This is a genomic window from Escherichia sp. 20412-1, from assembly GCF_003027595.1.
Lineage (GTDB): Bacteria > Pseudomonadota > Gammaproteobacteria > Enterobacterales > Enterobacteriaceae > Escherichia > Escherichia marmotae.
Map to the genome: position 1 here is coordinate 66,558 of NZ_PYQM01000001.1, position 13,947 is coordinate 80,504.

General features: G+C 49.5%; 18 protein-coding genes and 2 pseudogenes. 12 read left to right on the forward strand and 8 right to left on the reverse strand.

Annotated features, from left to right (window positions below):
* The first annotated feature begins 80 nt into the window (after positions 1-80).
* The 5 genes from C7B16_RS00395 (at position 81) to rnd (ending at position 6,452) form a co-directional block, all read left to right on the forward strand.
* Positions 81-1,991, forward strand: a complete 1,911-nt coding sequence (locus C7B16_RS00395; RefSeq protein ID WP_000128825.1) for an ATP-dependent DNA helicase — start codon at positions 81-83, stop codon at positions 1,989-1,991.
* Positions 1,992-2,048: 57 nt separating this feature from the next.
* Positions 2,049-2,744, forward strand: a complete 696-nt coding sequence (gene tsaB, locus C7B16_RS00400; protein WP_001221005.1) for a tRNA (adenosine(37)-N6)-threonylcarbamoyltransferase complex dimerization subunit type 1 TsaB — start codon at positions 2,049-2,051, stop codon at positions 2,742-2,744.
* 39 nt (positions 2,745-2,783) lie between these two features.
* On the forward strand, positions 2,784-3,365 hold the full coding sequence (gene yeaY / locus C7B16_RS00405; protein WP_000290579.1) for a Slp family lipoprotein YeaY: 582 nt from the start codon (positions 2,784-2,786) through the stop codon (positions 3,363-3,365).
* Positions 3,366-3,569: 204 nt separating this feature from the next.
* A complete protein-coding gene (gene fadD / locus C7B16_RS00410; protein ID WP_010376141.1) occupies positions 3,570-5,255 on the forward strand; it encodes a long-chain-fatty-acid--CoA ligase FadD in 1,686 nt (561 codons plus the stop codon).
* Between the two features lie 81 nt (positions 5,256-5,336).
* On the forward strand, positions 5,337-6,452 hold the full coding sequence (gene rnd, locus C7B16_RS00415) for a ribonuclease D (protein ID WP_001516274.1): 1,116 nt from the start codon (positions 5,337-5,339) through the stop codon (positions 6,450-6,452).
* A 97-nt stretch (positions 6,453-6,549) separates the two neighbouring features.
* On the opposite strand, the pseudogene C7B16_RS25145 reads toward rnd, so the two are convergent.
* Positions 6,550-6,660 (reverse strand): annotated as a pseudogene (locus tag C7B16_RS25145) (tartrate dehydrogenase); the annotation flags it as partial.
* A gap of 1 nt (position 6,661) precedes the next feature.
* Here C7B16_RS25145 and C7B16_RS00425 point away from each other — a divergent pair.
* The 5 genes and pseudogenes from C7B16_RS00425 to C7B16_RS00445 all read left to right on the forward strand — a co-directional run.
* Positions 6,662-6,982, forward strand: a pseudogene (locus C7B16_RS00425) (LysR substrate-binding domain-containing protein); the annotation flags it as partial.
* Positions 6,983-7,108: 126 nt separating this feature from the next.
* Positions 7,109-7,747 (forward strand): leucine efflux protein LeuE, encoded by a 639-nt coding sequence (gene leuE, locus C7B16_RS00430; RefSeq protein ID WP_000457213.1) that lies wholly within the window; start codon positions 7,109-7,111, stop codon positions 7,745-7,747.
* Positions 7,748-7,918: 171 nt separating this feature from the next.
* On the forward strand, positions 7,919-8,278 hold the full coding sequence (yeaR, locus tag C7B16_RS00435) for a DUF1971 domain-containing protein YeaR (protein ID WP_000939314.1): 360 nt from the start codon (positions 7,919-7,921) through the stop codon (positions 8,276-8,278).
* Between the two features lie 3 nt (positions 8,279-8,281).
* A complete protein-coding gene (locus C7B16_RS00440; protein WP_107179244.1) occupies positions 8,282-8,470 on the forward strand; it encodes a DUF1869 domain-containing protein in 189 nt (62 codons plus the stop codon).
* A 148-nt stretch (positions 8,471-8,618) separates the two neighbouring features.
* Complete coding sequence (locus C7B16_RS00445; RefSeq protein WP_000512152.1) at positions 8,619-8,867, forward strand: GlsB/YeaQ/YmgE family stress response membrane protein; 249 nt, start codon at positions 8,619-8,621, stop codon at positions 8,865-8,867.
* 58 nt (positions 8,868-8,925) lie between these two features.
* On the opposite strand, the gene yoaJ is transcribed toward C7B16_RS00445, so the two are convergent.
* From yoaJ to C7B16_RS00460, 3 genes are read right to left on the reverse strand one after another with little or no spacing between them, the layout of a single operon-like run.
* Entirely contained in the window at positions 8,926-9,000 is a 75-nt protein-coding gene (yoaJ, locus tag C7B16_RS00450) for a protein YoaJ (RefSeq protein ID WP_001386836.1), read from the reverse strand.
* Between the two features lie 2 nt (positions 9,001-9,002).
* On the reverse strand, positions 9,003-9,101 hold the full coding sequence (locus C7B16_RS00455) for a YoaK family small membrane protein (protein WP_001219350.1): 99 nt from the start codon (positions 9,099-9,101) through the stop codon (positions 9,003-9,005).
* A gap of 32 nt (positions 9,102-9,133) precedes the next feature.
* Complete coding sequence (locus tag C7B16_RS00460; RefSeq protein WP_107179245.1) at positions 9,134-10,159, reverse strand: sensor domain-containing diguanylate cyclase; 1,026 nt, start codon at positions 10,157-10,159, stop codon at positions 9,134-9,136.
* Positions 10,160-10,343: 184 nt separating this feature from the next.
* Between C7B16_RS00460 and C7B16_RS00465 the strand changes: the two genes are divergently transcribed.
* Entirely contained in the window at positions 10,344-10,598 is a 255-nt protein-coding gene (locus C7B16_RS00465) for a DUF333 domain-containing protein (RefSeq protein ID WP_001516276.1), read from the forward strand.
* 21 nt (positions 10,599-10,619) lie between these two features.
* On the opposite strand, the gene C7B16_RS00470 is transcribed toward C7B16_RS00465, so the two are convergent.
* Together C7B16_RS00470 and C7B16_RS00475 are read right to left on the reverse strand one after the other, a co-directional pair.
* Positions 10,620-10,967 carry a DUF488 domain-containing protein gene (locus C7B16_RS00470; RefSeq protein ID WP_001516277.1) on the reverse strand — a complete coding sequence of 116 codons (348 nt, stop codon included), beginning with the start codon at positions 10,965-10,967 and terminating at the stop codon, positions 10,620-10,622.
* Positions 10,968-11,064: 97 nt separating this feature from the next.
* On the reverse strand, positions 11,065-11,511 hold the full coding sequence (locus tag C7B16_RS00475) for a DUF441 domain-containing protein (protein ID WP_001516278.1): 447 nt from the start codon (positions 11,509-11,511) through the stop codon (positions 11,065-11,067).
* 168 nt (positions 11,512-11,679) lie between these two features.
* On the opposite strand from C7B16_RS00475, the gene yoaI reads away from it, so the two are divergent.
* Entirely contained in the window at positions 11,680-11,784 is a 105-nt protein-coding gene (yoaI, locus tag C7B16_RS00480; RefSeq protein ID WP_050558860.1) for a small membrane protein YoaI, read from the forward strand.
* Here the strand turns inward: yoaI and yeaK are convergent, their stop codons facing one another.
* Complete coding sequence (gene yeaK / locus C7B16_RS00485) at positions 11,785-12,288, reverse strand: mischarged aminoacyl-tRNA deacylase (protein ID WP_016248639.1); 504 nt, start codon at positions 12,286-12,288, stop codon at positions 11,785-11,787.
* A 42-nt stretch (positions 12,289-12,330) separates the two neighbouring features.
* On the reverse strand, positions 12,331-13,821 hold the full coding sequence (gene dgcJ / locus C7B16_RS00490; protein ID WP_001516279.1) for a diguanylate cyclase DgcJ: 1,491 nt from the start codon (positions 13,819-13,821) through the stop codon (positions 12,331-12,333).
* Positions 13,822-13,947: the final 126 nt, after the last annotated feature.

Here is a 13,947-nt window from a genome sequence, read left to right on the forward strand (position 1 = left end):
GTGAAGTCGCCGTCATCACTTCAACTGGCGAAAAATAGCCTAGCCTGACATAATCCCTGTTCAAATCAACAGGGGGTAGTGTGACGGACGATTTTGCACCAGACGGTCAGTTGGCGAAAGCGATACCAGGCTTTAAGCCGCGTGAACCACAGCGACAGATGGCGGTAGCCGTCACCGGGGCGATAGAAAAAAGCCAACCGCTGGTGGTGGAAGCGGGAACCGGTACGGGCAAAACCTACGCTTACCTTGCCCCTGCGCTGCGGGCGAAAAAGAAAGTCATTATCTCGACTGGCTCGAAAGCATTACAAGATCAACTCTACAGCCGTGATTTGCCGACGGTGTCAAAGGCGCTGAAATACACCGGCAATGTGGCATTGTTGAAAGGACGTTCAAACTACCTCTGCCTCGAACGTCTCGAACAGCAGGCGCTGGCGGGCGGCGATCTGCCGGTACAAATCTTAAGCGATGTGATCCTGCTACGCTCCTGGTCCAATCAAACCGTCGATGGAGATATCAGCACCTGCGTCAGCGTTGCGGAAGATTCTCAGGCATGGCCGCTGGTCACCAGCACTAACGATAACTGCCTCGGCAGCGACTGCCCGATGTATAAAGATTGCTTTGTGGTCAAAGCACGCAAAAAAGCGATGGACGCCGATGTAGTGGTGGTAAACCATCATTTGTTTCTGGCGGATATGGTGGTCAAAGAGAGCGGATTTGGCGAACTGATCCCGGAAGCGGACGTGATGATCTTCGACGAAGCCCATCAGTTGCCGGATATTGCCAGCCAGTACTTTGGTCAGTCACTTTCCAGCCGACAACTGCTCGACCTGGCAAAAGACATCACCATCGCCTATCGCACTGAATTAAAAGACACTCAACAGTTACAAAAGTGCGCCGACCGCCTTGCTCAGAGTGCGCAGGATTTTCGCCTGCAACTCGGTGAGCCGGGTTATCGTGGCAATCTGCGCGAATTGTTAGCCAATCCGCAAATTCAGCGGGCGTTTTTACTGCTCGATGACACGCTTGAACTCTGTTACGACGTGGCGAAATTGTCGCTGGGTCGTTCCGCGTTGCTGGATGCGGCATTTGAACGTGCCACGTTATATCGCACACGTCTGAAGCGGCTGAAAGAGATCAACCAACCGGGCTACAGTTACTGGTACGAATGCACCTCACGTCATTTCACTCTGGCGCTGACGCCGCTCAGCGTGGCGGATAAATTCAAAGAGTTAATGGCACAAAAACCCGGAAGCTGGATTTTTACCTCGGCAACGTTGTCAGTGAATGACGATCTGCATCATTTTACCTCCCGGCTTGGCATCGAACAGGCCGAGTCGTTGCTGTTACCCAGCCCATTTGATTACAGCCGCCAGGCGTTACTCTGTGTGCCGCGTAACCTGCCGCAAACTAATCAACCGGGTTCCGCACGGCAACTGGCAGCAATGTTGCGACCGCTCATCGAAGCCAACAATGGGCGCTGCTTTATGCTTTGCACCTCACACGCCATGATGCGTGATCTGGCCGAGCAGTTCCGTGCCACCATGACGCTTCCCGTTTTGTTGCAGGGTGAAACCAGTAAAGGGCAATTGTTGCAGCAGTTTGTCAGTGCCGGTAACGCGCTTCTTGTCGCAACCAGTAGTTTCTGGGAAGGGGTGGATGTGCGCGGCGATACGCTGTCACTGGTGATTATCGACAAGTTGCCGTTTACCTCGCCGGACGACCCACTACTAAAAGCGCGAATGGAAGATTGTCGTTTGCGCGGTGGCGACCCGTTCGATGAAGTGCAACTGCCAGATGCGGTCATTACTCTCAAACAGGGGGTAGGGCGACTGATTCGCGACGCCGACGATCGCGGTGTGCTGGTGATTTGCGACAATCGGCTGGTGATGCGCCCTTACGGCGCGACGTTCCTCGCCAGCCTGCCGCCTGCGCCGCGCACCCGTGATATAGCCCGTGCGGTTCGTTTCCTTGCGATACCTTCCTCCAGGTAATTTGTGATGGAGTATGGTATGATGCGCGCCTTTTTATTGATCTAAGCACGAAGACCCATGCGAATTCTGGCTATCGATACCGCGACAGAGGCCTGCTCTGTCGCCCTGTGGAATGACGGCACTGTCAACGCTCATTTTGAGCTTTGCCCACGTGAACATACTCAACGAATCTTACCGATGGTGCAGGATATCCTGACCACCAGCGGAACCTCCCTGACTAACATAAACGCATTAGCTTACGGGCGTGGTCCCGGTAGCTTCACCGGTGTGCGTATCGGTATTGGTATTGCACAAGGGCTGGCGCTTGGCGCGGAGCTGCCGATGATTGGCGTCTCCACGCTAATGACCATGGCGCAAGGGGCATGGCGCAAAAATGGCGCGACCCGTGTGCTGGCGGCCATTGACGCGCGAATGGGCGAAGTTTACTGGGCCGAATATCAGCGTGATGAAAATGGTATCTGGCACGGTGAAGAAACCGAAGCTGTACTCAAACCAGAACTCGTTCATGAGCGGATGCAGCAGCTTTCCGGTGAATGGGTGACGGTGGGGACAGGCTGGCAAGCCTGGCCGGATCTCGGTAAAGAGAGCGGGCTGGTTTTGCGCGATGGCGAAGTGTTACTGCCCGCCGCAGAAGATATGCTGCCGATTGCCTGCCAGCTCTTTGCTGAAGGCAAAACGGTGGCAGTGGAACATGCCGAGCCGGTTTATTTGCGTAACAACGTCGCGTGGAAGAAACTTCCGGGCAAAGAATGAATCTTAAGAGTATGCCCTGAGAAAAAAAGGAGTCGCATCATGGCGGTTCAAAAGAATGTTATCAAAGGCATACTGGCAGGTACGTTTGCGCTAATGTTGAGCGGTTGTGTCACTGTGCCGGATGCCATTAAAGGCAGCAGTCCCACGCCGCAACAAGATTTAGTTCGGGTGATGAGTGCGCCGCAATTGTATGTTGGTCAGGAAGCGCGCTTTGGCGGCAAAGTGGTTGCGGTACAAAACCAGCAGGGGAAAACCCGTCTGGAAATTGCCACCGTACCGCTCGATAGCGGAGCCAGGCCGACGTTGGGGGAACCTTCTCGCGGGCGCATTTATGCCGATGTGAACGGTTTTCTTGATCCAGTTGATTTCCGCGGACAACTGGTGACGGTTGTCGGGCCAATCACCGGTACGGTTGACGGTAAAATCGGCAATACACCCTATAAATTTATGGTTATGCAGGTAACGGGCTATAAGCGTTGGCATTTAACCCAGCAGGTGATTATGCCGCCGCAGCCGATTGATCCGTGGTTTTATGGTGGCCGTGGCTGGCCCTATGGCTACGGCGGATGGGGCTGGTATAATCCCGGCCCTGCAAGAGTACAAACAGTTGTAACTGAATAATTGCTTGTTTTTAAAGAAAAAGAAACAGCGGCTGGTCCGCTGTTTCTGCATTCTTAGAGTAAAGATAAAAATAAATAGTGACGCGCTTCGCAACCTTTTCGTTGGGGAATTATCAAGCTGGTATGATGAGTTAATATTATGTTAATAACATGTATACCACTTGGGGTTGCGATGACGACGAACACGCATTTTAGAGGTGAAGAATTGAAGAAGGTTTGGCTTAACCGTTATCCCGCGGATGTTCCGACGGAGATCAACCCTGACCGTTATCAATCTCTGGTAGATATGTTTGAGCAATCGGTCGCGCGCTATGCCGACAAGCCCGCGTTTGTGAATATGGGGGAGGTGATGACCTTCCGCAAACTGGAAGAGCGCAGCCGTGCGTTCGCCGCGTATTTACAACAAGGGCTGGGGCTGAAGAAGGGCGATCGCGTTGCGCTGATGATGCCTAACTTATTGCAATATCCGGTGGCGCTGTTCGGCATTTTGCGCGCCGGGATGATCGTCGTAAACGTCAATCCGTTATATACCCCGCGCGAGCTTGAGCATCAGCTCAACGACAGCGGCGCATCTGCGATTGTCATCGTGTCCAACTTTGCCCATACCCTGGAAAAAGTGGTTGATAAAACCGCTGTCCAGCACGTGATTCTGACACGTATGGGCGATCAGCTTTCTACGGCGAAAGGGACGCTGGTTAACTTCGTTGTTAAATACATCAAGCGTCTGGTGCCGAAATATCATCTGCCAGATGCCATTTCATTTCGTAGCGCTCTGCATAATGGTTACCGGATGCAGTACGTAAAACCTGAACTGGTGCCGGAAGATTTAGCCTTCCTGCAATACACCGGCGGCACCACTGGCGTGGCGAAAGGCGCAATGCTGACTCACCGCAACATGCTGGCAAATCTGGAACAGGTTAACGCGACCTACGGGCCGCTGTTGTATCCGGGTAAAGAGCTGGTGGTGACGGCATTGCCGCTGTATCACATTTTCGCATTGACCATTAACTGCCTGCTGTTTATCGAACTGGGCGGGCAGAATCTGCTTATTACTAACCCACGTGATATTCCGGGGCTGGTGAAAGAGCTGGCGAAATATCCGTTTACCGCGATCACCGGCGTTAACACGTTGTTCAACGCGTTGCTGAACAATAAAGAATTCCAGCAACTGGATTTCTCCAGTCTGCATCTTTCCGCTGGTGGTGGGATGCCTGTTCAGCAAGTGGTGGCAGAACGCTGGGTGAAACTGACCGGACAATATCTGCTGGAAGGTTATGGCCTGACCGAGTGTGCACCGCTGGTCAGCGTTAACCCGTATGATATTGATTATCATAGCGGTAGCATTGGTTTGCCGGTGCCGTCGACCGAAGCCAAGTTGGTTGATGACGACGATAACGAAGTACCGCCGGGTCAACCGGGTGAGCTTTGTGTCAAAGGGCCGCAGGTGATGCTGGGCTACTGGCAGCGTCCGGATGCTACCGATGAAATCATCAAAAATGGCTGGTTACACACCGGCGACATCGCGGTGATGGATGAAGAAGGATTCCTGCGCATTGTCGATCGTAAAAAAGACATGATTCTGGTTTCTGGCTTTAACGTCTACCCCAATGAGATTGAAGATGTGGTCATGCAGCACCCAGGTGTACAGGAAGTGGCGGCTGTTGGCGTACCTTCCGGTTCCAGCGGTGAAGCGGTGAAAATCTTCGTGGTGAAAAAAGACTCGTCACTCACGGAAGAATCACTGGTGACTTTTTGCCGCCGTCAGCTCACAGGCTATAAAGTACCGAAGCTGGTGGAGTTTCGTGATGAGTTACCGAAATCTAACGTCGGAAAAATTTTGCGACGAGAATTACGTGACGAAGCGCGCGGCAAAGTGGACAATAAAGCCTGAGCGTTAAGTCAGTCGTCAGACGCCGGTTAATCCGGCGTTTTTTTTGACGCCCACTAAAGAGAATACAATTTGAATTACCAAATGATTACCACGGACGATGCGCTGGCTTCTTTGTGTGAAGCCGTCCGTGCCTTTCCGGCGATAGCCCTGGATACTGAATTTGTACGTACGCGCACCTATTACCCGCAACTTGGGTTGATTCAACTTTTTGATGGAGAACATCTGGCGCTAATCGATCCACTCGGGATCACCGACTGGTCACCGCTGAAAGCGATCCTGCGCGATCCTTCCATCACCAAATTTCTCCATGCGGGCAGTGAAGATCTGGAAGTGTTCCTCAATGTCTTTGGTGAGTTACCACAACCTCTGATTGACACGCAAATCCTCGCCGCATTCTGTGGACGCCCGATGTCATGGGGCTTTGCCTCTATGGTGGAAGAGTATTCCGGCGTTACGCTCGACAAGAGCGAATCGCGCACCGACTGGCTGGCCAGACCGCTAACCGAGCGTCAATGCGAATACGCGGCGGCGGACGTCTGGTATCTGTTACCGATCGCCGCAAAGCTGATGGTTGAAACGGAAGCCTCTGGTTGGCTACCTGCGGCACTGGATGAATGCCGCCTGATGCAAACGCGTCGTCAGGAGATCGTTGCGCCAGAAGACGCATGGCGTGATATCACCAATGCCTGGCAATTACGCACGCGCCAACTCGCCTGTCTGCAACTGCTAGCCGACTGGCGGCTGCGTAAGGCTCGGGAGCGCGATCTGGCGGTGAACTTTGTCGTGCGTGAAGAGCATTTGTGGTCGGTAGCGCGTTATATGCCGGGCAGTCTGGGCGAGCTGGATAGCCTGGGCTTATCCGGTAGCGAAATCCGCTTCCACGGTAAGACGTTGCTGGCGCTGGTAGAGAAAGCGCAGGCATTGCCAGAAGAGGCCTTGCCGCAGCCGATGCTTAACCTGATGGATATGCCCGGTTATCGCAAAGCGTTTAAAGCGATTAAGTCGCTGATTACTGACGTGAGTGAAACGCACAAGATCAGCGTCGAATTGCTGGCATCGCGTCGGCAAATCAACCAACTGCTGAACTGGCACTGGAAATTAAAACCACAGAATAATTTGCCAGAGCTGATTTCCGGCTGGCGTGGTGCGCTGATGGCGGAAGCATTACACAATTTATTGCAGGAATATCCGCAATAAAACGTGCGTAAGCCGGACAAGGTGCGTTATGCGCTGCATCCGGCTTCGGATAAACTACAAATCCAACACCAGTCGGTTCAAATAAACTGGTTTGACCTTAACGCAAAATAATTTTGCAAATAGCGTCAGTAAATTGTGGCGTGGTGGCATTGCCTTTCATATCCGGTGTTTTTGGCCCGTGAGCAATCACTTCTTCAATCGCTGCCAGGTTTGGTGTCTGGCAATTGTGCAATAAAGAAGGGCAGTATACGATTAAAGTTACCGGGCCGATGTTGTCTAACCATGGGTAAATTGTGCATCAGTGGTGCCTCGATGGCCAGGGGATTGCGCTGCGCTCCTGGTGGGATGTCAGTGAAAATATTGCCAGTGGTCATTTAGCGCAAGTGCTACCGGAATATTACCAGCCAGCGAATGTCTGGGCGGTATATGTATCAAGGCTGGCGATGTCAGCGAAGGTGCGGATAACGGTAGAGTTTTTACGCCAGTATTTTTCCCAACACTATCCGAATTTTTCACTGGACCAGGCATGAATAACAATTCAATTGTCCAGTTATTGTCAGGTTAAAACCTGATTTTCTCCTTTCTAAGCCGTTGCGGATTGGTTAGCATATTCACCTTTAATCGCGCATGATCCAAAGAGAATTAAAGAGGTTAATGTGTTCGCAGAATATGGGGTTCTGAATTACTGGACCTATCTGGTTGGTGCCATTTTTATCGTGTTGGTGCCAGGGCCGAATACCCTGTTTGTGCTTAAAAATAGCGTCAGCAGTGGAGTGAAAGGCGGTTATCTTGCGGCCTGTGGTGTATTTATCGGTGACGCGGTATTGATGTTTCTGGCGTGGGCTGGTGTCGCAACCTTAATTAAGACCACACCGATATTATTCAATATCGTACGTTATCTTGGCGCGTTTTATTTGCTCTATCTGGGGGGTAAAATTCTTTACGCCACCCTGAAAGGTAAAAATAACGAGGCTAAATCAGATGAGCCACAATATGGTGCCATCTTCAAGCGCGCATTAATTTTGAGTCTGACCAATCCGAAAGCCATTTTGTTCTATGTGTCGTTTTTCGTACAGTTTATTGATGTCAATGCGCCACATACTGGGATTTCATTCTTTATTTTGGCGACAACACTGGAATTGGTAAGCTTCTGTTATTTGAGCTTCCTGATTATTTCAGGTGCATTTGTCACGCAATACATTCGCACCAAGAAGAAACTAGCCAAAGTGGGCAACTCGCTGATTGGTCTGATGTTTGTTGGTTTTGCCGCACGACTGGCGACGCTGCAGTCTTAATGCTTTCAGCCCGCGATGCTGCGGGCTTCCCTCCTGAAATGCATCTGTATTCACCGTTTGATGATGCTAAAAAGTAACCAATAAATGGTATTTAAAATGCAAATTATCAGGCGTACTCTGAAACGGCTGAAATAAATGGTTTTCAGCATATTTACTGAAGGAGGGAAAAGGATGCTGCAAATCCCACAGAACTACATTCATACGCGCTCAACACCTTTCTGGAATAAACAAACTGCGCCTGCCGGAATATTCGAACGTCATCTTGATAAAGGAACGCGTCCGGGTGTTTATCCACGCCTGTCCGTTATGCATGGGGCGGTCAAATATCTCGGCTACGCCGATGAACACAGCGCAGAACCTGATCAGGTGATCCTTATCGAAGCAGGTCAATTCGCGGTGTTCCCGCCAGAAAAGTGGCACAATATTGAAGCCATGACTGACGATACTTATTTCAACATTGACTTCTTCGTTGCTCCTGAAGTCCTGATGGAAGGTGCAAAACAACGGAAAGTCATTCATAGCGGGAAATGAATCATGGGCAAAGCAACGTATACCGTAACCGTAACCGTCACCAATAACAGTAATGGTGTTTCTGTCGATTACGAAACAGAGACGCCGATGACCTTGCTGGTGCCAGAAGTGGCGGCTGAAGTAATAAAAGATCTCGTCAATACCGTGCGTTCATATGACACGGAAAACGAACATGATGTTTGTGGTTGGTAATAATTGCTAATGTCAGATGGCGCTAATTCAGCGCCATCGCAAAAAAAATCCTCTGTGACACACATCACAATTCTTGCTTCTCTTATGTTGTGCTATGCTTTTTATCAGCGACTAACCCGCTAATGCAAAACAGATAAGTGAGGAAACAATGGGCATTCTGTCATGGATTATTTTTGGACTTATTGCCGGTATTCTGGCGAAGTGGATCATGCCTGGTAAAGATGGTGGTGGATTCTTTATGACCATCCTGCTGGGAATTATCGGTGCCGTAGTTGGTGGATGGATCAGTACACTGTTTGGTTTTGGCAAAGTCGATGGCTTTAACTTTGGTAGTTTTGTTGTTGCCGTGATTGGTGCGCTTGTCGTGTTGTTTATCTACAGAAAAGTCAAAAGTTAATGCTGAAAAACACAAAGGCTGCCGACAGGCAGCCTTTGCTATTTTTACCGACGTAGTGTTACCACCATCCCAGCTCGGTGCCAAGAACGACAATAATCGCCACGCCCATCATGATAATCGTTGTTTTTTTCATCTTCATGCCCCTGGGGCCGCATAGCCGCCAATAAAAAACCACGCTAAAAATACGACTGCCGTAATAAAGATTACGACGGGAAAGATAATACCGATTCGCATGTTACCACCAAAGAAAAGGATGTGAATATGCCTCAGGAATGCCTGTCTGAATGCGCGATAAAAGGTGTTTTCTCTTTGTGTTTTTTCTCCTGATACATCGCGATATCGGCAGCATGCAGGGCACTGTCTGCGTCGGTTGTTTCAGGATCCACTTCAACTATGCCAAGACTGGCACCAGGATAAAACAGCTCAATATCGCCCAAGTGATATTCTCCACGTATTTGCTGTTGAATACGCTCACGCAGTGATGGGATATCCGCGTTTTCATTAACCAGAGATACGACTAAAAATTCATCGCCGCCGAGACGACCAATAATCTCGCCATTTTGATGCAGCTTATTGAGGCGCTCACCAACCTGAATAAGAAACAGATCGCCGCGATTGTGGCCAAAACGGTCATTGATTAGTTTGAAGTTATCCAGGTCGATAAAGGCAATCATGGCTTTACGCTTCAGATGCCGGGCAAGAGAAAACAGCGTCTTCAGGTTATCAAAAATCGCCCGCCGATTAGGTAGCCCAGTTAAAGAGTCAGTATACGACTGCGCAATCAAAGCGGCATTGGCTTCACGTAATTGCTCAACCAGCGCCTCTTTTTGAATATATTGTGCAATCAGCCCGGCGAATAACTGTAAAACCTGCTCTGCGCGCTCACTCCACGGACGCTTCTCGCTGCTGGCGGCGCAAAGCGTGCCATAGAATGAACCATCCGGTAAGTGAACCGGCGTGCTCAGGAATGTCGTGATGCCGAGATTGCGGGCTGCGATGCAGTCACCCCAACGATCGGGAACTTCATCGCTGAAAAAACAGTTTTCATCAATGGCGCGTTTGCACAACGAGTAATCCCACGAGACAGTAAAATTCTCCGGAATGTGCATTTTCTGGCTATTACGGGCGAACAGAATATGTTGCAGGCGCGCGTCAATATCCACTTTTGTCAGATAAGTCGACTCCATGTCGGTGACCATTTCCAGCATCTCCAGAAGCTGCCGAACCAGACTTTCGAGAGAATGTTCTGAGGCGAGTGACTGCGAAACGCGGGCAATGATCTGATCTGACACGAAAGAACTCCAGGATGCTGCGGGTAAAATGCTGATTATTTAATCTTTACAGGCATGATAAAACATCATCAACGAAGATGAAACTAGCTGTAATATATTTTAAGTGAATGTAAAAGAAATAGTGCTGCAAAACAAAACGATACCGCGATATTCTAAGGCGTAGATAAATGTGCGGGATCAATATATGAAAATTCTCAGTTTTGCTCTGCCTTGCCTGCTAATTCTGGCAGGGTGTTCAACTACTTCTCAGCCGGATGCGCCAAAACCGCCGCAGGTTGGCATGGCGAATCCGGCTTCGGTCTACTGTCAGCAGAAAGGCGGTACGCTCATTCCGGTGCAGACACCGCAAGGGGTCAGTAACAATTGCAAATTGCCGGGTGGTGAAACGATTGATGAATGGGCGTTATGGCGGCGGGATCATCCGGCTGGTGAAAAATAACAGCCGGATGCCATGCTAAAATCACAAGCTGCGTAGCCAGTCGGCCAGTACCAGTGCATGGTTTTGCGTGGTATTTTTTGCCGAGTAGAGCAGGGTCAGCGGCTGTTTTTGAGCGATTTCCGCCAGCCGTTTCCCTTCCGACTCGTGTTGCGCCAGTTCAGCAAGATATTGTTCGCGAAAGGTTTTAAAATCGACCACTTCTCCGTGAAAGGCTTTGCGCAACTCTGTTGATGGGGTGATCTCTTTATCCCACTCATCAAGTGCTAAATCAGTTTTTTTGATACCACGCGGCCAGAGGCGGTCGACCAGTACGCGATAACCATCGCTCTGTTCAGCCGGATCATAAACGCGTTTACACTGAATATTCATCGTGTTTGTTCTCCCTTTCACGCATGATTTACCACGTCACTATAGCACTTTGTGGCTGTTGGTTTTTTGTTGTGCCAGTTCTGAGTTCGAAAACAGTCTACTGTTTCCCGATGATCAGAGAGACCAGTCCCGCGGCAATAAGCGGGCCGACCGGTACACCGCGAAACAGTGCCACACCTAAAATTGTGCCTACCAGCAGCCCGGCGACCAGTTGCGGCTGGCTGCCCATTAACGTCACGCCGCGTCCGCCAAGCCAGGAGACAATCACTCCCACGGCAATCGCTACCAGCGATTTCCAGTTCAGAAACGAGTGAATCAGTGTCGAGGGGGGCAGTGTTCCGCTGGCAATAGGAGCCATTACGCCAATGGTCAGAATGATTATCCCGATACTCAGTCCCTGTTTTTCGATCCACGGAAAAAAGGTGCTTAACGGTGTGACGCGGACAATGATCAACACCAGAATTGAAACGGCGACAGTGGTGTTGTGGCTGATAAAGCCCAGCGCAGCTAAGCCGAGCAGGATCAGCAAAGTGACATCAAACATCGTGGTTTCCTTGCCAAAAAATAATAACCCGCCTACTTTACGCCTGCTGCTGAAAGGAAGCAGAAAAAAATTACGTGTTATGCATAAAAAATCGGGCAAATTGTCATCAAATTGCCACTTGTACACGCTAACAATAACGTGAAAACAGGTATCTTCTGGGGGAAAACCATGAACGATCAAATGCTCGTTGAGACACTGATTATCACGTCATCGTTTTTTGCCATTGCAGTTGTGTTAGTACTGTCCGTTCTGCTTATTGAACGGACCAGCTAGTTACGCAGTACGGCGGAATTTGACCAGTTCTGGTTGCGCAATGCGCAAGTAATCTGTGGTGTTCAGAATTACAGATTTATCCAGCATGCCTGCGTTGAAGGCAATCTCATCGAATCGCTCAAAGAGTAGTGGGTCGGCAACCAGTTTGAGTTTTGGGTGGAAGCTGAAGGGGGGGATAGCGCCAAAGACACAGCCTGTCAGTTCATCGACTTCCGCCGGGCTGGCCAGCGAAGCGCGTAGCCCACCGATGTGACTGGCGAGTTTACTAAGATCAGCCTGTTGATCGGCTGCGAGGATCGCCAGAACATGCTGATTTACGCCATTACCTTTGACTTTACACACCAGTGCTTTAGCTCCCTGACCCAAAGCGGTGCCACGAATTTCTGACACCGCTTCGCATTTACCTACCGCTTCGTGGGTAACGATGCGGTAGTTAGCACCTTCTTGTGATAATAAAGCGATTAACCGCTGATGCGTCACGCTTCCTTTAGTCATTTCAGTCATTTCACGCTCCTGGAATTATAACCAAATAACCACAGAAGATTATCATGAACGGCTGTTTTTGTTCTGCTTATTGACATATAAACGTTCATCAGAAGCTTTATACGCATCATGTAACGTATCGTTTTCTTTCATCGCGTAAATACCGGAAGAGAAGCCGATCTCTTTCTTCGGTGCGATATGTTGCAGGCGTTTTTCGATACGTTCAGGCAGTTGCGCGGCAATTTGCGGCGTAGAATCGACCAGAATGATGCAAAATTCATCGCCACCGAGACGGATGGCATAATCGCTTTTACGAATCGACTGCTTAATCGCCTGGGCTAATAATGTAATCGCTAAATCGCCCTCCTGATGACCAAGGGTGTCATTAATTTGCTTTAACTTGTCCATGTCAATTGCAATAAACATGACAGAAGAACCGGATTGCACCAGTTTCTGCAAACGCTGCTCCAGTTCAGGCGTTAATATTTTGCGATTATACAGTCCGGTCATCGCATCACTGATATTTTCGCGCGTCACGTTCTGGTACAAGCGGAAGTGCATCCGGACCATATTCAGCAAAATTAACGCTGTCAAAATCCAGAACAGAACGCTTTTCCACGAAGACGTGATAAAGTAAAGAATATCAATGGATAACGAAACGCGAATACCGCCAGGTAAGTCGTGGACGTAACTGACATACTGAAACAGGTTATCTTCGCTCTGGTTGATAATAATGTCCCGTCCCGAATCTGTATCGGTTAGCGTGACATTAAGAAAACGCCAGAGGAGAGGGCGATCATGAGTGTAAAAGATATTTCGTAGATTATTCTTATTAATATCCAGCAGTACAATACCTTTTAACTGCCTTGCAACATAAACCGGTGTCAGCAAACTCATCACGTTCTGTTTAGTACGCTGATCCTGGTAAATGCTCGATAACACAGTACGTCCGGTAAACACTTTTTCAATATCTTTACGATCAATGCCAATGCTTCCTGATTGCAGGAAGGACCAGTTATTCATCGCGAAGTACTCAACATTGACTGGCTCATAAAAATAGACATAGCGGTCATTGAGATCGAGATAATAGTGAAATTTCTCTTCGGCCATGCCAAGACCGGAACCATAATCATCCTGATGGCGGTTGCCTTCAACTGCCTGATCAAATGCCGGTAATAGCGCCGCAGCTTCCACAATCGTGTCGCAGTCAGTGGATGCAGTCTGCAATGTTCCGTGTAAACCCGCGTAAGTATGGGCTGTCAGGTTTAAGCCATGGGTATTGTTGGCAGATTCAAAAGCTTCACAGATGGCACGTCGCTGTTCTGGCGACACCTCAGACTGTTTCGCAGCAAGCGCGCGCATCACATGTGCGGCGATACTCTGATTTTGATACTTGTCGTAGAGAAAGGAGGAATCTGCTTTCTGGACGATATAGCGCAAATAAGCACTCATTGCCCTGTCGCTGGCGACAAGTTCAAAAATAAGGAAGGAAGATGTCAGCACAATGACACTTGCGGCGATAAAATGCCGGAGCATTCTATGGTGCAATTTCATGATAAATGGCACTCCTTCGGTTAGTGAAACGAGAAAACCAGATAAAGTTCGATTGCGGCCTGGTACAGGGGCGCTAATTATACTCATCTCTGCGCCGCTGGGGAGGGGAAATTTAGGGGTATTGAT